General features: G+C 48.3%; 16 protein-coding genes and 2 pseudogenes. 3 read left to right on the plus strand and 15 right to left on the minus strand.

All coding sequences use genetic code 11. The annotated features are described in order from the left end of the window. Positions 1 to 55 precede the first annotated feature (55 nt). The 4 genes and pseudogenes from PUR_RS21970 to PUR_RS26680 form a co-directional block, all read right to left on the minus strand. Complete coding sequence (locus PUR_RS21970) at positions 56 to 1,234, minus strand: response regulator transcription factor (RefSeq protein ID WP_179037098.1); 1,179 nt, start codon at positions 1,232 to 1,234, stop codon at positions 56 to 58. Further along, positions 1,203 to 2,750: a sensor histidine kinase gene (locus PUR_RS21975; protein WP_179037099.1), complete on the minus strand. Its 1,548-nt coding sequence runs from the start codon at positions 2,748 to 2,750 to the stop codon at positions 1,203 to 1,205. Before PUR_RS21975 ends, PUR_RS21970 begins: the two co-directional genes overlap by 32 nt. A 516-nt stretch (positions 2,751 to 3,266) precedes the next feature. Continuing rightward, the gene (locus PUR_RS26330; protein WP_442953852.1) at positions 3,267 to 6,326 is read right to left on the minus strand and encodes a glycoside hydrolase family 32 protein; all 3,060 of its coding nucleotides are present in this window, start codon (positions 6,324 to 6,326) and stop codon (positions 3,267 to 3,269) included. Positions 6,327 to 6,356: 30 nt separating this feature from the next. After that, positions 6,357 to 7,460: pseudogene (locus PUR_RS26680) on the minus strand (family 16 glycoside hydrolase); the annotation flags it as partial. 328 nt (positions 7,461 to 7,788) lie between these two features. Here PUR_RS26680 and PUR_RS21985 point away from each other — a divergent pair. Further along, positions 7,789 to 8,325: a CueP family metal-binding protein gene (locus PUR_RS21985; RefSeq protein WP_179037101.1), complete on the plus strand. Its 537-nt coding sequence runs from the start codon at positions 7,789 to 7,791 to the stop codon at positions 8,323 to 8,325. Positions 8,326 to 8,579: 254 nt separating this feature from the next. Here PUR_RS21985 and PUR_RS21990 read toward each other — a convergent pair whose 3' ends face one another. From PUR_RS21990 to PUR_RS22010, 4 genes and pseudogenes are all read right to left on the minus strand, one after another. Next, positions 8,580 to 9,221: a hypothetical protein gene (locus PUR_RS21990; RefSeq protein WP_179037102.1), complete on the minus strand. Its 642-nt coding sequence runs from the start codon at positions 9,219 to 9,221 to the stop codon at positions 8,580 to 8,582. Between the two features lie 1,350 nt (positions 9,222 to 10,571). Continuing rightward, on the minus strand, positions 10,572 to 12,008 hold the full coding sequence (locus PUR_RS22000; RefSeq protein ID WP_179037104.1) for a hypothetical protein: 1,437 nt from the start codon (positions 12,006 to 12,008) through the stop codon (positions 10,572 to 10,574). Positions 12,009 to 12,406: 398 nt separating this feature from the next. Further along, positions 12,407 to 12,647 (minus strand): annotated as a pseudogene (locus PUR_RS22005) (putative PEP-binding protein); the annotation flags it as partial. A gap of 96 nt (positions 12,648 to 12,743) precedes the next feature. Beyond that, positions 12,744 to 13,790: a S8 family peptidase gene (locus PUR_RS22010; protein ID WP_179037105.1), complete on the minus strand. Its 1,047-nt coding sequence runs from the start codon at positions 13,788 to 13,790 to the stop codon at positions 12,744 to 12,746. A 255-nt stretch (positions 13,791 to 14,045) separates the two neighbouring features. Here PUR_RS22010 and PUR_RS22015 point away from each other — a divergent pair, with 255 nt between their 5' ends. Then, a complete protein-coding gene (locus PUR_RS22015) occupies positions 14,046 to 14,231 on the plus strand; it encodes a hypothetical protein (protein ID WP_179037106.1) in 186 nt (61 codons plus the stop codon). Positions 14,232 to 15,096: 865 nt separating this feature from the next. On the opposite strand, the gene PUR_RS22020 is transcribed toward PUR_RS22015, so the two are convergent. Genes PUR_RS22020 through PUR_RS22030 form a run of 3 tightly spaced genes read right to left on the minus strand, consistent with a single transcriptional unit; the run spans position 15,097 to position 17,454 of the window. Next, complete coding sequence (locus PUR_RS22020; protein WP_269474736.1) at positions 15,097 to 15,894, minus strand: tachylectin-related carbohydrate-binding protein; 798 nt, start codon at positions 15,892 to 15,894, stop codon at positions 15,097 to 15,099. A 35-nt stretch (positions 15,895 to 15,929) separates the two neighbouring features. Then, positions 15,930 to 16,727, minus strand: coding sequence for a TrmH family RNA methyltransferase (locus PUR_RS22025; protein WP_179038028.1), 798 nt, complete (start codon positions 16,725 to 16,727; stop codon positions 15,930 to 15,932). Between the two features lie 43 nt (positions 16,728 to 16,770). Continuing rightward, on the minus strand, positions 16,771 to 17,454 hold the full coding sequence (locus tag PUR_RS22030) for a potassium channel family protein (protein WP_332107954.1): 684 nt from the start codon (positions 17,452 to 17,454) through the stop codon (positions 16,771 to 16,773). Between the two features lie 178 nt (positions 17,455 to 17,632). On the opposite strand from PUR_RS22030, the gene PUR_RS22035 reads away from it, so the two are divergent. Beyond that, on the plus strand, positions 17,633 to 17,875 hold the full coding sequence (locus tag PUR_RS22035; RefSeq protein WP_179037109.1) for a small acid-soluble spore protein SspI: 243 nt from the start codon (positions 17,633 to 17,635) through the stop codon (positions 17,873 to 17,875). 93 nt (positions 17,876 to 17,968) lie between these two features. Here the strand turns inward: PUR_RS22035 and PUR_RS22040 are convergent, their stop codons facing one another. From PUR_RS22040 to PUR_RS22055, 4 genes are all read right to left on the minus strand, one after another. After that, positions 17,969 to 19,555 (minus strand): peptide chain release factor 3, encoded by a 1,587-nt coding sequence (locus PUR_RS22040; protein ID WP_179037110.1) that lies wholly within the window; start codon positions 19,553 to 19,555, stop codon positions 17,969 to 17,971. A 291-nt stretch (positions 19,556 to 19,846) separates the two neighbouring features. After that, entirely contained in the window at positions 19,847 to 21,400 is a 1,554-nt protein-coding gene (gene zwf, locus PUR_RS22045; RefSeq protein WP_179037111.1) for a glucose-6-phosphate dehydrogenase, read from the minus strand. 232 nt (positions 21,401 to 21,632) lie between these two features. Beyond that, on the minus strand, positions 21,633 to 22,478 hold the full coding sequence (locus PUR_RS22050; RefSeq protein WP_179037112.1) for a YwmB family TATA-box binding protein: 846 nt from the start codon (positions 22,476 to 22,478) through the stop codon (positions 21,633 to 21,635). A 276-nt stretch (positions 22,479 to 22,754) separates the two neighbouring features. Then, a complete protein-coding gene (locus PUR_RS22055) occupies positions 22,755 to 23,408 on the minus strand; it encodes a response regulator (RefSeq protein ID WP_124697810.1) in 654 nt (217 codons plus the stop codon). Positions 23,409 to 23,425: the final 17 nt, after the last annotated feature.

The following is a 23,425-nucleotide window of genomic DNA, read 5'->3' on the forward strand; positions in this document are numbered from 1 at the left end:
AAAGAAACCGCTTTCTTTATAGAAAGCGGTCAGGTTGATTTTTGTTCGGTTGGTGTTATCCTTTTGTTTGGTTTCGGTATTCGCTGGGCGTCTGCCCGGTACATTTCTTAAACCATTTGCTGAAATATTTTTGATCCGCTATGCCGATTCTTTCGGAAATTTCATTAACTTTCCAATCGCTGGTGGACAGCAGCTGCCGTGCACGCTCCAATCGTTTATTGAAAATAAACTGAATGACGTTCTCCCCTGTCACTCTCTTGAACACGGTACTGAAGTGGCTGCGGCTTAACCCGATGGTATCTGCAATATCTGTTACTTGAAGAGGTGTATGCAGGTTGGAATCGATAAATTGGATGGCGTGAAGAATCGCTTCCGCATTTTGTCCTTTACGAATCTGGTAATTTTGTTCGAATGTCCATAATTGATACAATCCCTCCACCGCATTAAGCCATTCATGTAGCGTTTGTACAGGCTTTCCTTGGATCCATCTCAGTTGGGAATGCTTGAGCTTCCATTGCACCAGCTCTTTCTCTACCACCCTATCTTGGCCTTTCGGGTAAAATAAAAAAGCCATGTCCTCCAAGCCGGAAACAAATAAATAGCCTTCTTCCGGAAGGGTTCGGGATAAGGTGCTTTGCAGTCCCTCCCATCCTTCTTGCTCCTCATCTTCATGGATCAACAGCATCGTTTGTGCTCCACTCAATAGCCACTTCCGTGAGGCTGCGAGCATATGCAGACAATCGGCCAGTTCTGCCTGCTCATTGTTGGACTCCAGCCAAGACCAAAGCCTGGTGGATATTTGGGCGATCAGACCGCCAAGCGACTCCGATTGTTTCTTTAAATTTCGGTCAGCCATTATTTCCGACCCGATTTTGCTAAGATAGCCTTCCATTTCTTCATCGTCGAACGAAGTTTTCAACACATAACCGGAAATCCCGTATTTAATTGCTTTCTGGGCGTATTGAAAATCGGAATGGCAGCTTAACAGCAAAATTTTCGTTTCCGGTGACAACTCTTTAATTTTGCGCGTCAGCTCTATGCCGTTCATCTGTGGCATGACAATATCGGTAATGACAAGCTCCGGCCGATGAACCAAAAACTGGTTCCAACCGATTTCGCCATTAGCCGCATCGGCAATAACAGCCATACCGAACCGCTCCCAATCGACCATTTTGATTAGTCCCTTACGAGCTAGCTGTTCGTCATCCACAATCATGACTCGAATGCTGTCCATTCACATTCTCCTTTCGAATGGGGCAACGGATCAGGACGGTTGTTCCCATTCCCGGCTTGGATTTCAAGGATATCCCATACGTTTCACCGAAATGAAGTTGAATCTTCTCATGAACGTTCGCCATTCCGAGTCCTTTTCGTGAGGGTCGATCGGCTGGCGGTTTCAGAATCTGGGCCATTCTTTCCTCGGTGATGCCCACTCCATCATCGGAGAGTACTATAAGAAGCTCCCTGCCAGACTGCCGGATTTGGAGCCTAATTGTTCCTTGGCCGTCGATCAGTCCATGGAAAAATATGTTTTCCATTAACGGTTGAAGGGTCATCCGGGGAAGAAGGCAATCCATCAGTTCTTCGTCGACACCCGATATGTATGTAAAGCTTTCGCCGAATCGAAATTTTTGAATTTGCATATAATGGTGAATCACCGTAAGTTCTCTCCGAAGGGTGACTAATTCTTGGGTGATGTTTAAACTATCCTGCAGCACGTCGACCAAGTGGGAGATCATGCGGTCTATCTCTTTTTGCCCGTTCAACCGCGCCTTCCATTGGATGCTGTTCAAAGTGTTATACAGCAAATGAGGATTAATCTGATAATGAAGCGCCTTCAATTCTGCTTCTCTTTTCTGCTTTTCCGTTAAAGCGATTTGCTCGAAAAGGGATTTAATTTGTGCGATCATATGATTAAAGCTGGCCGCCATACGGCCGAGCTCGTCAGCCGACTCTACAGGAATTTGCACGGTAAAGTTGCCTAGACTTGCCTTATGCATGGAACGAATCAATTGTTTGATCCGATTCGTGATGGTTGCAGAGAAGAACCCGGCCAAGATCACAGACAGAACAACCGATAAAAGAATGAAGATGAGCGTATACTTCCAAATGGCTTTCGACGTACTTTGGAATACAGCGGCCGGCACCCTGGCCTCTATGATCCAACCATTCGTGTGAAGAATATCCTTCCATACCACATCGTTTGTTTGAGGGGTAAAATTGTCCGACGTTTCGTAGATGATATCGCCGCCGGGGCTCCGTATAACCAGATGAGAGCGCGTATCCTTCTCGAAAGAATGGAACAATTGTACAAGTTCGCCTGCATCCATATCGATCAAAATTTTGCTGCCCGATTGGATGCTGTAATCCTTACGAATGGGAATGATCAGGCTGATTACTTTATTTTCGTTAATAGAAGGCTGAAAAAAGGTATTGTAATATTGTGGCGGGTGGAATCCGACCCAAAGGCGCTCTTCATCGTGAGCACGCTTCCACTCTGGCCATTCGGTTAACTTGCCTGAAATCAGATACTCGTTGCTGCCGTAATAATAGCCGGAAGAGGTTATTACAAAAGCACCAATTATGTTAGGAGAAATGTGGGAGCCCAAAAATTTAAGAAAATTATTTTGCTCCACTAATTCATTGTACGATTGAGGTTTGTGGTCGCTCAGTTTGCTTAACGCCGGAGGGATAAGATACGTCAGAATATTATCTGCAATAAAATTCATTTGCTTGAGGTTGGTGTCCATTTGCAGTTTCAGCTGCCTGATGGTCGAACGGCCATAGTTTCCAAATTCGACCTGTACAAGCTCGGACGATTTGAAATAGGATGTGGAACCAAGCGTAATCAGTGGAATCAAGGCAACCAGCAACGAGAAAAGGATAAGTTTCACTCTAATGCTTTGTTTAGGCGAAAGAATACGGAATTTTCGAGGTAGTCGCATGATTCACCCAACTCACTTCCTTTGATGTATTAGCGCCCCATTTTCGATAAATCCATGTATTAATATAAATTCGCCAACATTTGAATTCATCCCTTTTTTACCCATCAAAATCTTCTAACGGGTATGACGCCAAAGGATGTTTGAACCCTCGGGAGGCCTCTCCGCTAATGTTTCGAGATGCTAGCGCAAGCTTATGAAATGCTGCAAATCTTTCTCCGACTTTGAAACGCGGTTGCCAAAGAAGCGCCGGTTACAGGAAGTAACCGGACGCTAATTTTGTACATTATGCGGCGTCAACACTCGAAACGTAATACCGGGACCTTATTGTACCTTAAAATCGTCGACGTTCAGATGGCCCCAACCGCCGGTCGCGGTATCGACCAGCTTGATATATACGACTTCGCCCAGATAGCCGGAAGCGTCCAGCGTCATTCTGCGGTAGGTCTCTTCATCTTCAAAACCGACGTTCGTCGTTTTCAGCAGCACTTGATCATCCGACGCTCTTACCAGGGCGACATATAAGTTCTCATAGTCGTTTCCGCCGCCCATCAGGAAGCTAATCTCCCCGCTTCCGGACAGCTTGAAATTGCCCGATTTCAGGATACCGGTCGCGCCGTCGCCGCCCGCTTCGCCATTGTATCCCCAAAGATGATAAGTGTCGCTGTGGTTGAAAGGAAGAACGCCAAAGAAGTTTTTCTCCTGCGAGACATTCTTGTCGCTGAATGCATTGCCACTGACTACCGTCCATCCGGTCAGGTCGCCGGTTTCAAAATCCGGATTAATCAAATCTGTGGCGGTCGTATCAACTGGCTTCGGAGGAGCGGGCTCAAAATCTGTTTTGTTTTTGTAAATGATGTTATCAAAGGCGGTTGTCGAGCCCGATACGCCCAAACCGAAGTATCCGCCCGTGAACGAAGGATCACTGACCGTGATGATCCGTGCTTTGTCCAGGTAAACCTGGATCGAATCTTTCTCTGTTACTACTTTCAGGTTGTACGTCTTGTTGGCTGTCAGGTTGAGCCCGTCTTCTGCGCCATAAACGGCGAGAGACACCGATTGGCCTCCGGCCGATTTGATCAATTTCACCGTGTTAGTCCGGACATCCAATCTTGCCATATACGCGTTCTCTCCCAATCGGTCGGAACGGAATATCAAATCTCCGGAGCCGACCGGATTCGGAACATAGTCCTGATTCGGGTCATTCGGGTGAGAGTCGGTATCGAGAATCCGGATATCGGCTTCATACGAGAAGTCGCCGCCCGTATTGCCCGAAATGGTGATGGCATCCATTCCGGCCGTTTCCCCCTGCTTGCCATAGAGGGTATCCGCCCACATGCCGTTTATCGTGGTCCATCCGTTCAGGTTTGTTTTGACCGGGGATTTGCCCCAGATCGATTTCAGCGGGTAAATGTCCAGCGACTTGAGCGTCACGTCCCCGCCGATACTGCACACTTCCAGCCCGGTGCTGCGCGGGTCGGGGAAGACCTGATCGGTAATTGCAGAGGTACCGTTATTGCCGAATACTTCAACCGCAGAACGATCCACAAAGAGATGCATCTTGACCGTATCGTTCTCAGGCCGCAGCGGCGCCTCATGTTTGTCTTTTACATGGATGCCGTAATTGAAGTTGCCGGATTTCGAGCGGTCGACGAACAGGTTCTGCTTGGCAGCATCATACCCGACCACGGTCTGTTCAGGAGTGTCTCCGTGCTTGATCGTGCCCTTGTGCACTTTAAAGCCGAATTCGGAAGCCGTCGATTGGGATAAATCAAACTCGGCTAGGATTTCATACACATCCGAGGTCTTGGAAATGGCATTTGAGGTTCCGGCCGAAATCAGCTGGTTTTCCATCGTGATTTTGCCGCTGTGGTCACGGATTTTTTCCAGGCTGACCGGCGTTTGCTTGAGCCGAAGTCCATCTTTGGTCCGGGTCAGCTCCATCTCTCTCGGTAGTGTCAAAGAGCTTCTCCACGTCGTGGTCGGCGTTTTATTGGCGTACTGCCAATTGCTCATCCAAGCGAGCCAGTACCGCTCCCCGTTCTTCCCTTCTATGTTGTTGTACGGAATACCGGCATAGAAGTCCGCGCCATAGTCCGCCCACAGCACCTGATCCGCCGGATTGTCGTTCACAAACCGCTTGCCGTCAAAATCCCCGATGAAATACTGCATGCCGGCCCCGCCGCCGATCGAGCCGTTTTGCAGACTGACCAGCAGCACCCACTTTTTGCTGCTCGGATTGCCGTCGACTGGGAGGGTAAATAATGCCGGACATTCCCAAACGCCTGCCTCCCTGCCGTTCGTCGAAGGAACCCACTCTCCGACGATTCCTTTCCATTCGGTAATCGTACCGCTCTCGTACTGCTCCGGTTCCTTCGGTTCTTGCGCTTTATTATCGACTGCCGCGGGAATCGTTCCCGTGTTGTAGACATTGACGTCGTCCACATTCATATGGCCCCAGCCGCCGGTCGCATTATCGACGATTTTGATGTACAGAACCTCGCCCAAATAGTCCGAAGCGTCCCAGACGAATCGGCGATATTTTTCATCGTCCGCCCAGTATTTGTTCTCTTGCCGGATCAGCTCCTTATCGTCGGAAGCTCTAACCAAAGCAACATACCGGGTAGCAATATCATTGCCCCCTCCGATCATCAGGTTGATTTCACCTGAACCGCTTAGCTTGAAATAGCTGGAATGGAGCTCGCCTGTCAAAGCGTCATAAGGAGGAACCGCCGCTCCCCATAAATGGCTGTTGCCCTGCTGCCCGAAAGGTCCGCCCCAATATTCCGTCGCTTCGGAGACATGCGCGTCCGTAAAAGCGTCTCCTCTTACACTTTTCCAGCCCGTCAAATCTCCAGTCTCAAAATCATGGTTCTCAATCTCGGCAGCCTCCGTGACAATATATTTTGTCTGTAGCACGCCCTGGAATTGGACCGAAGCATCCGAAGCGTGAAGACCGAGCAGGCCTGTAGAGTAGTCTGCATCCTCCGTATCAATAACCGGCGTACCATTCAGAAACACTTTAATCGCGCTGCCGGCTGCGCTTGTTTTCAGATGGTACGTTTTGCCTGATTCGACGACCGCCTCTTTCTCCGCGATAACCGTGCTTGCACCGTTTACCGTTTTGATCAGCCGGACCTTGTCGTTCGCGTCATCAAGCACGGCTTCGTAACCGTTTTTCCCGTCTGCGTCCGCACGGAATACAAGCGAGCCAAAGCCGGAGGCGTCGTCATAATGGGAAATGCTCAGGGCGGTCTCATAGCTGAAATCGGAAGCGGTCTCTCCGCTCATGGTGTAGGCATCGTTCGTGGAGCTTCCGAGCTTTCCGGAGTTATTGTTCGACCATGTTCCCGAAACGGGTGTCCAGCCGGAAATATTGGTCACAAAATTTGCGGTGTTGGTAAACTTTACGTTCCGGAAGACCGCGGACGAGTTCCAGGTCGACAGTCCGAAGTAGCCGCTTCCGAAAGACGAATCCTGCTGGTCGATAACCAGCTTATCGTCCACATAGATTTTCACCCGATCGTCAATCGTCTCGACTTTCACATGATACGTCGTGGAAGCACGGAGATCGGCGGGCTTGGAGACAATTTCCGTAATTGAATCGTTTCCAATTTTTCCGAACGTTAATTCATCGGTTTCCGTATTCAGCATAGCGACATAGCCGCTCTTCATTTCCAAGTCCGCGCGGAATACCAGTCCTCCCGCCCCGATCAGCGTGTTGTTCTCAATAGGCATCACGTCGGCTTCGTACACAAACGACTGCCCGCGCTGCGTCGATACGGCAAAGGAGTAGCCCCCGGCTTGCCCGGTTCCCTGGATGCCGCCGTCCGGGCCGAATTCGCTCTGGTAGGTCCACTCTTTCAAGTTGGGCGACGTATAGAACATGATTCTGTCTTTGGCTGCGAGAGTCATTACCCACTGGTTGGATTCTTCATGCCAGAAGACGTTCGGGTCGCGCCAGTCGGGGGCGGGCGGATTCGGCATGACAGGGTTGCCTTCATATTTTGTCCATGTCCGGCCTCTGTTCGTGCTGTAGGCTAGACTTTGAACCTGCCTTGGTCCATTGGCGTGAGTGAAGATGGCCACCATCGCATTTTTGCCGAACCCGGCGGTATTGTTATAATCGATGACTGCACTCCCCGAGAAAATGACACCGTTCTCATCCGGCGCCAGAGCAAATGGCAGCTGCTCCCAATGAATAAGGTCCTTGCTGACCGCGTGTCCCCAATGCATGGGGCCTTGAGTCTTCTCGTAAGGGTCGTATTGGAAAAACTGATGATACTCCCCCTCGAAATAAATCATTCCGTTCGGGTCATTCATCCAGTTCGCTTGAGGTGAGAAGTGAAACTGATTTCGGTGAACCTCGTTGTAATAGTCTGAGTCGGCAGCCTGGCCGGAAGCGTTAGCGGTCGAGCCAGCCGGAAATGCCAAGGCGAGCGTTAGTGTTAAAGCGGCTAGCGTTTTTCCCTTTTTACTCAAAATGGAATCAACACCTTTCCCTGCAAATGTGGACATTTACTTTGACACGTTAATCATCCTATTCCCTGCCGAAATCTTTCATTCGTTGTTTGTCTGCTGGGCAATGCCCCCTCTTCAAATATGTAATCGCTTGCAAAATAGTGGGTTAAGCCCCATAGCATGGACTCCCCAACCTATTTTAAAAAAAATTGGAAGCACTTTCAATATATTATTTTGAAGGAAGTTTTCCCACCTCTATGAACCTTTCTTTACAATGTACGAAGTTCTATTAAATAGCACACTAACATTCGAAGTGCCAAACGATATTGCAAATCGGTGCCGATCTAAATTACAATTCACAGGAGGGTGTGAAAGGAGTTTGAGAATGAGAAAGAAGATTTTTATAACTGCGGCTTTGGTCGCTGTCTTATTAGGAACATATGTCATCGCAGGCGGGGATAAAACAAAGGAGACTGCAAAACAGACGACCGCTGACATCAAACAATTGGTAAATAACTACAGCTCAGGAAAGCTTAACGCTAAATCTGCATCGATTACATCGGATCAACTTACCGTGACTGCAGACAACAATAACAAAACGACCTACAACCTGCCCAAGAACGAATTTTTCGTTTCTATTGCTCCATATGTGAATAAGACGCATCCTTGTGCCACCCATAGCTTGACGGGTTGTCAGGGAGAAATGGCGAATGAGAAATTCAACGTAACGATAACGGATCGGGACGGCAAGGTCGTGATTCAAGATGAACTCCAATCTTTCGACAATGGATTTATCGATTTCTGGCTCCCGCGCGACCAAACCTTCCACGTAAAAATTGAGCAGGGCGGCAAAAGCAGCGAATCAGAAATCTCTACTTTTGAAGACGACGACACCTGTATTTCCACCATGAAATTGACTTAATTTTGCGGTACATTCCTTGCCCGTTTGAACGAGTTATAAGATCTTTTAAGACAAAAATAGCCTATTTGGCACGTTTAAAGGGCACCTATTATTAGTAGATGCCCTTGGCTTGATACCGTTTTCGTTATACAACGCCGATAACTTAGAAGATATTATTTATGGTACGGTTCACCGCCTTGTCTGTAACGGCAAGTTTTAGGGCCATCCTCGACGGATGGCCCTTTCTAGAATTATTAACCAATCATTTTCTTGTATCACAATCCAAAGTGTTCACGAACTAATCTAAATTGTTCTTCAACACTCAAACTAGTTGTTCTTTCAATGGTCTTGATACCATTGTTAACACAGGCATTTCTAATATCACGAGAAAACTTAACCATGTTTTTGTTGCCGTTTTTGATTGTTTCCGTTGGATTAGCTGTAAGGTTAATAACATCCAAAATCATCTTATGGTCTTCCCTAAAGAAATATAGCCTTTCTATTTCTTCATCAGACGTACAGAGACATATCATTCTTTCTTTAGGAATAAAGGACAATATTTGTTCGGGCATTATTCCTAAATCTATTATGATTGGTATATCAGTAGGCATTTTCAACAAATCGATAACAAAAAACTCCATCATTTCTTCGACAATTTGAAAAAGCCATTCACAATGTTCATCGTTCGGTTTATTAAACCATTTATCCCAGTCCAAACCAGGATAAGGATATTGAAGGGCAGGGTATTCAACAGGGCTAGTGAATGGCCTATATTTTAAGACATTATCCTCTAACGTTTGAAATCCTAACTCCTCAACAAATTTCTTCGTCATTGTGGTCTTGCCTGCGCAACAACCACCATTTAACCAATAAACATGGTTTAATTGTTCTTTCAGATAATTATCATTAACTTTCATATTTACCCTCCTCAAATTTTAATTTTGAGGAAGTTGGCGGATTCTTATCGGCTTTCTATAACACTGAAAGTACATATTAAATCCTCCTTTCCGAAGCATAGTAATATTATTCCATCAATTGCACGTATATCCCTTCTATACTCTACAATTTCCCCCTATCAACTTAAATCCGGTTCAAGTCAACTTTAGGACATATATCATATTCGTGACCTAGTACCAATCCCCCAAATCAAGGGGTCACGTGTTGAGATCCTTCGTCAGCTTGAGTATATGTCATACCAACTTAAACCCTTGTTGTTTCATTTCGTTTTCCAAAAATAGAAGCATTATCCCAAAATATACATAAGGATTATTGACTCATCGCGATTTTCTTGGGTTGTGAGTTGTAATTCAGTTTGTCATAAAAAAGGCCCTTTTTAAATGAAGCACGTGATCATTCCGGAGGCCATACCTACTTATTTTACAAACGTACAGCCCGTGATGGAATATCCCTTTATAGTTATCACGGAGCTGAAATTATCTCCACAAATTAATGGACCGAGCAACCTGACTCTGGAACCCACTTTTGTAACTTTCGATCGGAATGGATTATTGTTGTGCTGCTATTATCGGGGCTGATGGGTTTTATCTTTGACTGGCTGCTCAAATGTTCGTTCGTCCCCGTACAGTCTTCTCCAGAAAGCTCATGAACTCGTACTCCAGATAAAGATCAGGGTCTTTATAGTCAGTCAGCGAATTGGATATAAAATGAAATGCCAGAATTCTGAGCTTTTTGCTGCCAGAATCCACCGGCCCCGAGACATGATGAAGATACTACTCCTTGAAGGATTTCTTCTCCCCATGCTTCAAGGACGTATTGAATTATCCGCAAGCACAGTCCAGGCTACTTCTGAGAAATATGAGATAGTACATCTTGCCCGCTGATATAATAATCATTTCTCAGGAAAATTTCATGAATTTGCATTCTGTTTTCTCCACTATTGCTAATGAAGTAGGTGAACATGTACTGCCAGCCGAGTCAGGCTTGCTTCTTTTAGTAGTACAGCATTTTTGAACAATAGTTGCTGGGATATAAATAATTATCCCTGAAGCTAGTTACTCTCGCCTACTAATTTTACATATTTATCCACTATAACTTTAACCCCTTCCAAGCGCACGTTCTAACCAACATTATTATTCGTTTCATTTATCAAATATAAAATCATTACAAGCTTTTTTTAAATGGTTGACTCCATAAAATTAAGATCTTGAGATTTCAAATTTAGAAAAGACCAAAGAACCGTCAACTGTTAGCTGAAGGTAAGTTAAACTTTAAAAAATCACTTCTCTCTCCCCCATCAACATAACCTCTTAATAATGTGAACTACGATAATTCCGGTCCAAAATGTGACTTACGTGCTCCAAATGTTCAGGTTGCTCATAACAGAAATTTGCCACTGTAATAATTTGAATGGACGACGGTGTATAAGAATTGATCCTGCTAAAAGAATTCGAACTCCTCAAACATGGAGCAATATAATCAAATAACAGTTCTATAGCTTTATCGAATTCGTGAGTTGTAAAATCTCCATACCTCATGCGAAACTCCTTCTCCAAAAACCCCCTTGCCTCAGGTTCATTGTCAAAGCGATTTTTCTGACTCTGCTTGTGACTTTGCTTCCATTCTTGCATATGCAGTTCCCTTTTCCCCTGCCTCCGGTCGACTTCAGTGACTTCGTTCCTGCCATTTTGCTCATTTCGTACCCAATCGTTGTTCTCTGCCCACCGCCGTCTGTTGTCTTCATAAGATTCCGCTTTTCGGCCAGCCCTCTCCGATAAATTCTCGAAAAGATTTTGCACCCCCGCCGGAGCTATGCTAATTGCATAAGCGCCTGTCTTTTGGGCGGCTTTTGTACTTAACCATGTTATGGCGAAAGAGATCAGAATGTTTACCAGTCCAATTGAGTCAAAAAGTTCCCATGCTATACTCCTCAAAGGTACTTTATAATTCCCGGTCACATACATAATTGAACTGAACGCAAAAAGAATCGGAATGAAGGCCAGCAAAACCTTGATATTATGGTAAATATTGCTAATTACTGTTTGTGATGCCGCCCATTCCCTGATTTTGTTCTCGATCTGTGATAGCAAGTTCTTAAGGGTTGGCTGTTCTTTTTCCGCTTCTTCCTCCACTTTTTGATTTACTCTATTCCTCTTTAATAAAAAATTAACCTCAATCAGTTTTTCTTTCAACAATCCATAGATAATCGAAAAATAGAGAGTATTAATAAAGATCAATAGTGCCCACATGGCGATAACGAAAACGACACTTACGAAAATGGATGCCGCATCGAAATGTCCACCGTTTAATTCATTTACCTCAACAACAATCCTGAAAAAGCTTACTTTTGTTTGGAGTTCAGTGAGAATTCCCTCGTTCCCGCTAGCCAGAGTGTTGAAATTGGCATTGTCATTTATGACAAAATAACCGCATATCTTATCGTAGACCTGTGTAAGAAAGAAAACTGCCCCAATATAGACAAATAAATTGATCAAGTTAGACCATATCGGATGACGCCTACTAATGTTAAGTTTCATTTTCTTAAAGAGAAAAGTCTGCAGATATTTTGAAACTTTCTCGCAAAGCTGGTAAAACAGATGACCTATTTTTGACAGCAGCAGGTAATACCATCTCCAAAGCCCATTCTTCGAAGTCTCAAACATCTCCTTTCCACACCAATAAGGTGCATTAAAGTATAACAAACCAAAAGTAAGGGCCATCGCGATAAAACTGGTTATATATTCCAATTTCATTTCTCCTTCAACAAGTCTTGATTATCTACAAGAGTCGACTTCAATAGACCTATAGTAACAAGATTCGGACATATGTATTGGTACAAAAGTCACCCTATCAGCCTTACGTATATAGGTTATCATTCATTAGGCTAGCAATACCCCAGCGTAGATTAGATTCGTTGCAAGTCGCTGGCTTGCACACCGCTATTCGCGGTTGGCTACCAGAGCAAAAGCTTCGTGGGAAGAGCTTCCTCTAACTATTTGCGCACGTTGGGCATCGAGGCCTGGTGCAAGTAAAGGCTTGCGCCGATATGAGGAGCCGGATCCCTCTTGTTAAAGATAAAAAAACCGATCCCTGAAAGGAACCGGTAAGAACTGTTTGGAAAATTGTAATACAAAACAGAAGTAACTTAAACCATCAGCGGGTAACGGGCTACAAGTGCGGCGGCTTCCTCGGCGGTGCCGAGCTCGAGCGTCTTGGCAGCCAAGTTCTTCATTTCGGCGGCGGCCAGTTGGATATCTGGTTGCGAGCCGGAAGAATAGAAGTGGCATTCATGCTGAATTCATCCAATCCAAGATCTAGCAGCGGTGAAATGGCTGCCGAATCGCCAGCCATTTCACCGCCATGCCCGTCCATTTGCCTTGGGCGTGGGAGAGCCGAAATAATTGCCGGTGTAATGAATTTTCACGCGAAACATAACTCCAGCCGACCCACTCGGAGGAGCTACTCGTTTGATCCCCTATTGATTACTTAGTCGCAATCCCCTTTTTCAACGCCATTTCTAAGTCCAACAGACCATACCCGAATTCATTGTTCCTGCCGTTTTTATCCTGTTTCCCTAAGTTTTTAGCTGTGTCTTTCAGAACCTTTTCAATTTTAGCAGGTGTGAGTACTGGATTGACGGCCTTCAATAACGCAACTGCAGTTGCGACCTGTGGGGCTGCAAAAGATGTGCCCGTATCGAGATACCATTTTTCTTCGCTGTCGAAAACTCTTATTTGCGTTGCTGGGGCGACAAGATCCAGCTGGCTACCAAAGTTCGACCCCGATGTTCCTTCTGTATTCCAAGTCCCTCTTTTATCGTTAATATCCGTACCGCCAACAACAATCACATTATTGTTTATGGCCGGATATTCATAAATTTTCTTATTATCGTTACCGGAGGTTGTGATAATTGATACGCCATTTGCAACTGCCTTATCAATGGCTTGCTGCATCTTTTTCTTTTGAACCTTAGTGGATGCAGAGTTAGGATTTGTAAAAATGATTCCGCTGCTAAAGTTAATCGCAACGATATTCAATTTATTCTTCTTGACGTAGTTATCTACCAGATCGTTCAGAGCAAAAATGAAACGGTCTGCTGTAGAATGACCTTGAGCATCGCATATTTTATATTGAATTGTTTGGATCGGATTATTGTTTTTAAAATCATTGACGCCTACACTGTATGTAATTTCATCGCTTATCCACTGTACATTGGTACCGTGCGGATTTTCGGTATAATAATCCGAGAAAGGATCGCCGAAGTAACTGCCCCAGTCGGGAAAATAAATCGCATCCTTGATCAATTTCCCGTACCATTGATCAAAATAGGCTTTGTCGATGCCGCCATCCAAAACAACGATATAAGATGTTTTTAACTTTTTTCCCTTAATTAGTTTCGCTGCCTGGGTGACTTTTATTTTTTCTTTAAAATATAAGCCTTCATTGTAGCTTGTTTGTGCAAAAGCATTCTGCAAAAACGTAAAACAAAGAAAAATTGTCAAGAATGAGGTCAACCAGCGTTTTTTCATTTACATCCCTCCGATGTGTAATACTGACAATATTAATAATGCGTCTATGATTTGTCGATGTTAAAATTCACTCCTTAAGCAGGTAATTTTGCGGCACTACAGACCCATAAAACGCATTTCAGGTTTCCACCTATATGCAGATGATTTTGCGAAAGAAGTAAACAAGTTGGAAATAGCCTCAAAAATAAAATACGGTCACTCTAATCCTGAACATATTCCTCTTGAACCTAGAAGATAAGACAAAGAGTACGACAAATGAAAGATCTAAACCGTTTTACATTAAATCGCCTGGTGAACCCGGAAGAAATCAAGCGCATTAGTCACAGCGATCTTGAGGTCATTGAGGCTTTTATTCACTCTCTTATTACGCAGTTCACGGCCAAACTAAACGAACAGGAAGCGTGGATTAGAGAACCGGAGCGACGATCGGGCCAAAATTAGTCCCAGCTATCCCCCTCAATACACGCCCCGGATTCCTTGCCCTGCTTAGGTTTTGGAAGTTCTAATCCCCCTTGGTTTCTTTCCCTCTCCCCTGGCTTTTCCTGCTTTAAAAGATAAAAAAAAGACTGGATCAACGGTCGAGTCATCAATCGAACCGTTTCCAGTCTTTGGTCTTGTTTGGACAGTGATTTTTATCCTGGACACTTATTTAGGGTCGTGGACAGGTGTGAGTAACAGTTATAACTGAGACTAAAAAGTACCCAAATGAAGTCTTTTTCAATATATATCTGAGACAAATAATAACTATAGATGATATAATACCGGGTTTTATGTATTTTAATTGAGATAATTCGTAAACTGCTAATTTGAATGTCACTTCTCTAGCCATACACATCTGTAATGATGACTCCCTAGTCGGTATACTTATGTCCCGCAAATACACTAGGTACACCAAACACTTTTCCCCTTGCAATTCTGACGGAACTACCTTTATATAAGGCATACCAAGAGACTTCAGCTGAGCATCTAAAGAAATCGTTCTAAGCATTGTTAGCTTTGGCCAACAATATGCTCTTTCTCTCAAACACTTTATTTAGCGTTCCATTGAACAGAATTATTTATTTAAACTCTAATTGGAACATCTATCCTTGCTTTGACTAGAACAAAACGGCGTTTACACTACAATTAATAAAAAGCGAAGAGGCACCGTTTTAAGAGTTCGACCAGTTTTTTCTAATCGAACTCTCTTCCCCTATTCTACCTGCTTGTACACAACCGTGAGCGTCAAATAGCCCCCACCTTGTACTCAAGATGAGGGCTATTTGACGCTTACCTGTAAGTTAACACACGCTATGCTGGCTACCGCTCAATTCACAGCGTGACCCGGCATATCCATTAGTGCGAACACATTACGGAAACCGGGAAAGTGACGTATTTCCACCGGTCCTTCCCAGAACGGACCGGTAAGCATGTGCATGTGTCCGCCCGTTAGCGACGTGCTGCCCCCTACCCATGGAGTTCCTCCCGTAGGTGGTTTCCGTTCGCCGTACCGATACCATAGAATCTTGCCGTCGTGTGTGAAGGCATAGAGAACGCCGTCCCCCGAAGCCACGACCTCCTGAAATCCGCCCCAGCCAGTCCCGATCTCCTTTCCTTGTTCCCAGTCGAACGTGCCGGTCAGGTATCCGAGATGCTTATATCGTAGTAGTACTCCGTCCTTACGAATAGCGTAGATGATTCCGTAACCGCCGGAAAAGACCTTGGCCATGTCTGCAAAGCCCCACCCGACTTTGACCGCGGAAGGCCAGTTAGTGCCGCCGGAAGGAGCGTCGTGATGGCGGTACCAGAGCAAATCACCGTTTGGCAGGATTCCGTATACAACGTATTCGCCTCCCGAGAAGATCGACTTGAAGCTATTCCAGCCATTCCCGACCACACGAGGTCCGCGCCAGCGGGGGGAACCATCCTCGGCTCCGTCGTGCCCATACCACATTAGAACACCATCCGGTTGTACACCATAAATCGCGGCACCTCCCCCCGAGAAGACCGAAGTAAAGCCGCCCATGCCGGTCCTGACCAGCTTGGGACCTTCCCAAGAGGTCGAACCACCTGGACGGCTAGAATTCCAGTTGCGGTACCAATGGAGATCACCGTTTTGTGAGATGGCGTAGAGTTATTTTGAAAATGGACAGGAATTTTTTATTTGTTAAAACCCCGCTGCCGCATCGCCTCAAACAATAAAATCGTCGCCGCCATCGCCGCGTTCAGCGACTCGGCCCGGCCTTTCATCGGGATGATGATGCTCTTGTCCACCTGCTGCGCCGTCTCCGGCGAGATGCCGCGGCCTTCGCTGCCGATCAGCAGCCACTGGCTGCCGCTGCGAAAATCGTGGCTGTAGCAGGAGTCCACGCCCTGCAGCGAAGTGCTGACCAGCATCACGCCGCGCTGCCGGGCCTGCGGCAGGATCTCCGCCAAGTCGGCCTCCACAACCGGCAGATGGAACATCGATCCCATAGTGGAACGGATGGTCTTCGGATTATACAGATCGGCGCAGCCGCGGCCCAGGATGACGCCGTCCGCTCCGGCCGCGTCCGCGCTGCGGATAATGGTGCCGACATTGCCGGGGTCCTGCACACCGTCCAGTACAACAACGAGGCTTCCCGGCTTGTCCAGCGCCGCTTCCGCCCCATCTCGCTCTTTGCGGATGACAGCGAACACGGGCTGCGGCGTATTGGTGCTGCTGCATTTGGCAATGACCGCCGCTGAGACCGCTACGGTCTCCATGCCGGGAACGGACTGCAGCAGACCGCCCAACTCCGCGGGCATGCCTTTGTCAATGTCATAAGCCAGGATTTCGACGTCCGCTTCCGCCAGCAGCGCCTCCTGCACAAGATGAACGCCTTCAACGATATATTTTCCGCTTTTGTCGCGGTATTTTTTATCCAGCAGTCCGGCCCATTCTTTAACCCGCGCATTTTGCGGGGACATAATTTCCATCGGATTCAACCTTTCCGGTCCATTCATTCTTATTCATTCATTCTTATTGATAGGCTATTTCCAGCCGGGTCAGATTATCCTTGTGCCCGACAATGACCAGCACATCGCCGCTCACCAGCCTGTCGTCCGCGTTCGGGGTAATGTTCATTTCGTCGCCCCGGCGGATAGCCATCACGTTGCAGCCGAACCTGGCGCGGATATCAAGTTCCCTGAGATTTTTGCCGAGCATCGCTCCGGGCACCTTCATATCCAGAATACTGTAATCCGGCGACAGCTCGATATAGTCGAGAATATTCGGCGAGGCCAGATGATGCGCCACCCGCATCCCCATATCCCTTTCCGGATAAATAACCTTGTCCGCTCCGATCTTGCTTAGAACTTTACCATGCAGTTCGCTCTTGGCTTTGACGAGAATGACCGGCACACCGAGATCCTTCAGAATAAGCGTGGTCAAAATGCTGGATTGAATATCCTCGCCGATCGCCACCACCACCACGTCAAAATTGCGGATGCCCAGCGCGCGCAGCGCTTCCTCGTCCGTCGAATCCGCCGACACGGCATGCGTCACGATTGCGGAGATTTCCTGTATGCGCTGCTCATCCGAGTCGATGGCCAGCACATCGTAGCCCATGCCGCTCAGCGCCTTGGCAACGCTGGAACCGAACCGGCCCATTCCAATAATAGCGAATTGCTTCTTGGCCATTTGCTCTCCCCCCGTAACAGTCAATTGTCTCAAAACAGTATAGCATAAGGAGAATTAAACTTGAATTTTAGGTCCTGCCACAGGGCATATTATATCCAGCCAACCAAGTAGAAACGGCTGCGCTGTCGTCCTGCAACCTTATGCTTCCGATGTGAGCGATGCTTCGTGATACTCTAATATTTTGAAAAAAGGAGGTGTTGTCATGTCCATCACGCTCGATTTGCGCCAGGCGATCATCCATAAAGTCCATGGTCAATCCAAAGAGGATCTGCGGGGAATGATTGACGGTTCGGTGGACGGTCCGGAAGCCGCTCTGCCGGGACTCGGTGCCGTATTCGAAATAATTTGGAAAGATCTCGATCCCGCCAAAAAAGATGAAATCGTCTCTATGCTGCACGAACATCTGAAGTCCGTCAATCCGGGCTCTCTTACAAGCAGCCAATGATCTTTTGAAAAAAGCCTCCGTCTCTCTGCGCATAACGCGAGAAGACGAAGGCTTTTGTTTTGCAGCCGGCATCGCCTGCCGGCCTTATTGAAATTAAGGCGCCGTTTCCAGAAACTTCGCCGTCGGATTTTTGTCAATCGCCGTCCGCATCGCATATTCGTTCTCGAACAGCACGACGAAATTGCCCTTCTTGTCCGTAACGAGCGTCGAATTGATCCGGAATTTGCTCGGGTCCGGCTTGTTCTCGTCCACAATCCAGCGCGCGAACTGATACGGCATCCGCTGAAGCTGCACATCCACCCCGTATTCGCCTTTCATCCGGTACTCGAACACTTCAAATTGCAGCTGCCCGACCACACCCAGCAGAATATCGTCAAAGCTGACCGTACGGAACACCTGAATCATGCCCTCCTCCGTCAGCTGGTCGATTCCCTTCTGGAACTGTTTCGATTTCAGCGCGTTCTTAATGGAGACCTTCGCGAAAATTTCCGGAGAAAAGGTAGGCAGTTCGTCGAATACAACATCGCCCGCCTGGCTGAGCGAATCGCCGATCCGGAAGATGCCGGGATCGAACAGACCGATAATATCGCCCGGATACGCCTCCTCGACGATATCGCGGTCCTGGGCAAGAAACTGCTGCGGCTGGGACAGCTTGATGTCCTTGCCGGCGCGCACATGCTTTACGCTCATGCCCCGCTGGAACTTGCCGGAGACGATGCGCAGAAAAGCGATCCGGTCGCGGTGGGCCGGGTTCATATTCGCCTGGATTTTGAATACATAGCCGGTGAACTTTTCGTTCGTCGGCTCCACAATCCCCGCCGTGCTGCGGCGCGGCTCCGGCTTCGGAGCTAGCTGCAGGAAGTTTTCCAGGAACGTCTGCACACCGAAGTTGTTGATCGCGCTGCCGAAGAAGACTGGCGTCAGCTCGCCGCGCAGGACCTTCTCGTAATCGAAAGGATCCCCCGCGACATCCAGCAGCTCCAGATCCTGGCACAGCTGGTCGTGCAGATAATCGCCCGCCATCTCGCGGATGACGGAATCATGGTAATCTTCGACCTTCTGCACCTTGATGACCGAATGATCGTCGCCCTGAAACAACTCCACCTGATTCTTCATGCGGTCATAGACACCGCTCAGCTCGCGTCCCGTGCCGATCGGCCAGTTCATCGGCACCGAACGGATGCCCAGAACCTGCTCCAGCTCTTCCATCAACTCAAACGGGCTGCGGCCCTCGCGGTCGAGCTTGTTGATGAACGTAAAAATCGGAATACCCCGCTTGGCGCACACCTGAAACAGCTTGATCGTCTGCGCCTCGACGCCTTTAGCGACGTCGATCAGCATGACTGCGCTGTCAGCGGCGGTCAGCGTACGGTAAGTATCCTCACTGAAGTCTTGGTGACCCGGTGTATCCAGAATGTTTATCCGGTGGCCCAGATAATCGAACTGCATGACCGAGGAAGTAACGGAGATACCGCGCTGCTTCTCGATTTCCATCCAGTCGCTTGTTGCATGCTTGCTTGCTTTGCGGGCTTTGACCGATCCCGCCAGCCGGATCGCGCCGCCGAACAGCAGCAGCTTCTCCGTGAGTGTCGTTTTGCCTGCGTCAGGGTGGGAAATAATCGCGAATGTTCTGCGTTTGTCCACTTCCTGCTGCAAATTCTGATCCATCGTTTGGCTCATTGCACATATCCCTTCATATCTGAATTGTTCACGGTTCGAATTAACGACTTAAGAATAAGCCTGTATCAAATCGGCATAATGGCCATTGTTCATTGCTCCTATCGGCAGTTAACGATTCTTTCCCGCAGCCTGTCGGCCTTCACCTTTACAGCCGGAGGACATGATAACGCGGGCATCCTTTAAAGTATATCAAAATCGGGGCGGCATTATCTACCTAAAACCAAGCGGTGTGAAAAAAATCTCCCCGCTCAAAGGCAGGGAGATTTCTTAATATCTATTAAGCTAACAAGCTTAATTATTGTTCACGGACCATACAACTTTGCTTTCCTTCTGCCCGTTGACCGGCCACCAGTGGAAGCCATCCTGTTCAAGCAGTTCGGTTGCTTCAACCGGCCCCCAGGTGCCTGCCGGATAAGAAGCCAGATCGCTGGGATCCTCTCTCCAGGCTTTGGCGATATGGTCTACGAACGACCAGGCGGAGGATACTTCATCCCAACGGGTGAAGTAGGTGGAGTCTCCCCGCGCGGCATCATGCAGCAGACGCTCGTAGGCTTCCGGCGAGTTGATGCCGATCAGACAGCTTTGGCAGAAGTCCATGGCCAATGGCTGAATTTCCGATTCCGAGCCTGGCTTCTTGGCATTGATCTTCACATAAATGCCTTCCATCGGATTAACGCGGATGACGAGCAGGTTCGGCTCAAGATTATGCTTTTGGCCCAAGTAGACATTGGTAGGCATGCGCTTGAACTCCACGACCACCTCGGTCGTCTTGGCCGGCAGGCGTTTGCCTGTGCGGATGTAGAAAGGTACACCCGCCCAGCGGAAATTATCCACGAATACCCGCGCCGCAAAATACGTTTCCGTAGTAGATTCCGGATTCACCTTGTCTTCCTGACGGTAAGCCGGCGCGGTCTTGCCATTGTAAAGGCCCTGCGTGTACTGCCCGCGCACCACGTTCTGGCGCACTTCTTCCCCGGTCAAATACGGACGGAGCGAACGCAGCACCTTGACCTTCTCGTCGCGGATATCTTCCGCCAGCAGACGGCTCGGCGGCTCCATTGCGATCATGGTCAGCAATTGAAGCATATGATTCTGGGCCATATCCCGCAGCGCTCCGGCATGGTCGTAATAGCCGCCGCGCTCTTCGACGCCGACGGTTTCACCAAGCGTAATCTGGATGTTGGCGATATGCTGCTTGTTCCAGAGCGGCTCGAAAAAGGCGTTGGCAAAGCGGATCACTTCAATATTCTGCACCATTTCCTTGCCGAGATAATGGTCGATCCGGAAAATCTCCTCTTCCTGGAATACCTGGCGGATCTGCTCGTTAAGCTTCTCGGCCGATTCCAGATCATAGCCGAAAGGCTTTTCAATGACGAGACGGCTCCAGCCTTCCCCTTCCAGCATGCCTCCTGCTTTCAGATTGAAAGATACGCTGCCGAACAGCTCAGGAGCGAGCGCCAGGTAGAACAACCGGTTGCCCGGAATGCGGAACCGCTCCTCCAGCGCTTCCGTCTGCGCTCTCAGTTCGCGGAAACCATCAATATTGTTAATATCGAGCGATTTATACTCAAAATGATTGACGAACCCCGCCCATTCATTGTCATCGATTGCCTGATAACGGCTGAACTCGCGGATCGAGGCCTGCACATCTTCCTTGAATTCCTCGGGACTCCGGGGGCGGCGCGCAACGCCGATTACCGCAAAATCTTCGGCAAGCTTCCCTTCGCGGTACAGGCTATAAATTGCCGGAAAAAGTTTGCGCCGGGCCAAATCGCCGGTTGCACCAAAAATAAAAAATACAGCGCCGGGTGTTTTCAATTCATCAAAGGTTTGATTTTCAGCCATGGCTCCTCATCTTTCTCTATATAATATAGTTATAGTTTATTGAAATCAGTTCTCATCGTCAAATGTCAATTCGAAAGTTACAACGACGTGATGTCATTTTATCATATTCCGGATGAGGATGCTATTAGATTACCTGACAGTTTCTCTGGGAATTCGTCAAAATTCCATTACTGTTTTTTATCATTATATATATCTGCGCTTATATAAGCCGGGTATCAGCATTCACCAAAAATCAGTATTCAATCGTAATCAACGGGAGCCCGATGGTAACCCGGTTGCCGCCGAGGACATCATCCTTGTGTACCGCCGCCTGTAAAGCCAGACGGTGCTCCCCGCTCTGCACGGTATGCATAGTGGAAGGCACGGTATACGAGATGCTAGCGGTTGCTGCATCCTCGTAAGTTTCTGCCGCGCTTATGCCTTGCAGCTTGCCTTCAAGCATCCGCTCCGTCAGCTTCAGTGCCTGACCGGCATCTCCATGCTCCCTGGAAGTGCCCTGCAGGGAGACGTTCCAGTCCGCGGCAATGCCTGCGGATGTCATTATGTTGCCGGCCTGCTCTGCAGCCTCTGCCAATCCCGTGGTGAAGAACAGATCATTCGTCTCCACCGTAACGATCACATAACTCCCGCCGTCTCCCATTTCGCTCGAAAATAAGGAGGTCTTCATTCCTCCGGTCTTGGAAGAAGAACGGTAAGCGGCATGGCCTTCCTCTTCCGATTTGACGGCCGCCGGCAGCCCAAGCGACTTCGAGAGGGAGTTTACGGCAGCGGACGATTCACCGGCTTCACCTGTATAGGAGCCCTGCCATTTAAATACAAGACGCAGCGGAGAACCCGGCTCCGTCATGCTGCGTCCGAGATCCGTCAGCAGAGCAACCGTATCGAGCGGTGTCCCTGCCTGCCCTTCGCGACCGGCAGAACCTTGGACAGCCCCGCTTATGCCCAGAGGCTTCGCACTGTCCGATTTCGCAGGACTGGCTTCCGCTCCGCTGCGGAAGCCCGCCAGCAATAGCGCCGCACAGCACAGGATGTTTATAAGCTGCGTTCCTTTGTTCCATGTTCTTCTCCGGTTTCCCATCGTTTCTCTCTCCCTCTTGGTTCCGTTCTAGCAATCTACTAGACAGGATATCCGGTTCGAGAGATTTTATACCGGGCGGCGTAATTAGCTTCAAACTTGTTAATACGCAAAGAAGCCGGCTGGTTCGCCGACTGCTGACGTTAACGCTTGTACTGAGTTCGATTGCTTACTGCTAAAGTGACCCCTAACGCTGCTGCATGCCACCCGCCCGTAACGAAAAAACCCGCCATCGGGCAATCGATACTGGCGGTGCCGGTTACCGCCTGTTCGGGATCACTACTCGGCCAGACCGTTCTTGTAAGCGTAGATTGCCGCCTGTGTGCGGTCTTCCACGCCCAGCTTGGCAAGAATATTGGTGACGTGGAACTTCACCGTTTTGATGCCGATAATCAGCTGGTCGGCAATATCCTGATTGGACTTGCCCTGCGCCAGCAGCTTCAGCACCTCCATCTCCCGGTCTGTCAGCTCCGAGTGAGCCGGAGCCTCCATCCGGGCATCGCTCCGGAACCGGTTCATCATTTTGGAGGCAACCTGCGAGACAAGGACGGACTGTCCCCGGGCAGCCGCCCGGATCGCATCCGCCACCTCGCTGGCACGGGAGGTTTTGAGCAGATAGCTGAATGCGCCGGCCTCGATCACCGGATACATTTTTTCGTCGTCCAGATAGCTGGTCAGCACGATCACTTTGCACTCCGGATACAGCTTCATTACCTGCCTTGTCGTCTCAATCCCGTCCATCCCTTCCATTACAAGGTCCATGAGCACGACATCCGGCTTGTATTCCTGCGCCAGACGAACACCTTCCTCGCCGCTTCCGGCTTCGCCGACCACCTCGATTCCATCCTCGGTCCCAAGCACCGCCGCCAGCCCGATTCGGACCATCTCGTGGTCGTCCACAAGCAGCACTTTAATCGGTTCACCATTCTCCATGGTCGTTCCCTCCTATA

Origin of the sequence: Paenibacillus sp. URB8-2 (assembly GCF_013393385.1) — a bacterium.
Lineage (GTDB): Bacteria > Bacillota > Bacilli > Paenibacillales > Paenibacillaceae > Paenibacillus_AQ.

Excerpts from the sequence above, each read along its gene's own strand:
- PUR_RS21975 (WP_179037099.1), bottom strand. The coding sequence starts at position 2,750 with ATGGACACCAACCTCAAGCAAATGAATTTTATTGCAGATAATATTCTG.
- PUR_RS22035 (WP_179037109.1), top strand. The coding sequence starts at position 17,633 with ATGTCCATCACGCTCGATTTGCGCCAGGCGATCATCCATAAAGTCCAT.
- zwf (WP_179037111.1), bottom strand. The coding sequence starts at position 21,400 with ATGGCTGAAAATCAAACCTTTGATGAATTGAAAACACCCGGCGCTGTA.
- PUR_RS21985 (WP_179037101.1), top strand. The coding sequence starts at position 7,789 with ATGAGAAAGAAGATTTTTATAACTGCGGCTTTGGTCGCTGTCTTATTA.
- PUR_RS22015 (WP_179037106.1), top strand. The coding sequence starts at position 14,046 with ATGAAAGATCTAAACCGTTTTACATTAAATCGCCTGGTGAACCCGGAA.
- PUR_RS22010 (WP_179037105.1), bottom strand. The coding sequence starts at position 13,790 with ATGAAAAAACGCTGGTTGACCTCATTCTTGACAATTTTTCTTTGTTTT.
- PUR_RS22025 (WP_179038028.1), bottom strand. The coding sequence starts at position 16,727 with ATGGAAATTATGTCCCCGCAAAATGCGCGGGTTAAAGAATGGGCCGGA.
- PUR_RS22050 (WP_179037112.1), bottom strand. The coding sequence starts at position 22,478 with ATGGGAAACCGGAGAAGAACATGGAACAAAGGAACGCAGCTTATAAAC.
- PUR_RS22040 (WP_179037110.1), bottom strand. The coding sequence starts at position 19,555 with ATGAGCCAAACGATGGATCAGAATTTGCAGCAGGAAGTGGACAAACGC.
- PUR_RS21970 (WP_179037098.1), bottom strand. The coding sequence starts at position 1,234 with ATGGACAGCATTCGAGTCATGATTGTGGATGACGAACAGCTAGCTCGT.
- PUR_RS22055 (WP_124697810.1), bottom strand. The coding sequence starts at position 23,408 with ATGGAGAATGGTGAACCGATTAAAGTGCTGCTTGTGGACGACCACGAG.
- PUR_RS21990 (WP_179037102.1), bottom strand. The coding sequence starts at position 9,221 with ATGAAAGTTAATGATAATTATCTGAAAGAACAATTAAACCATGTTTAT.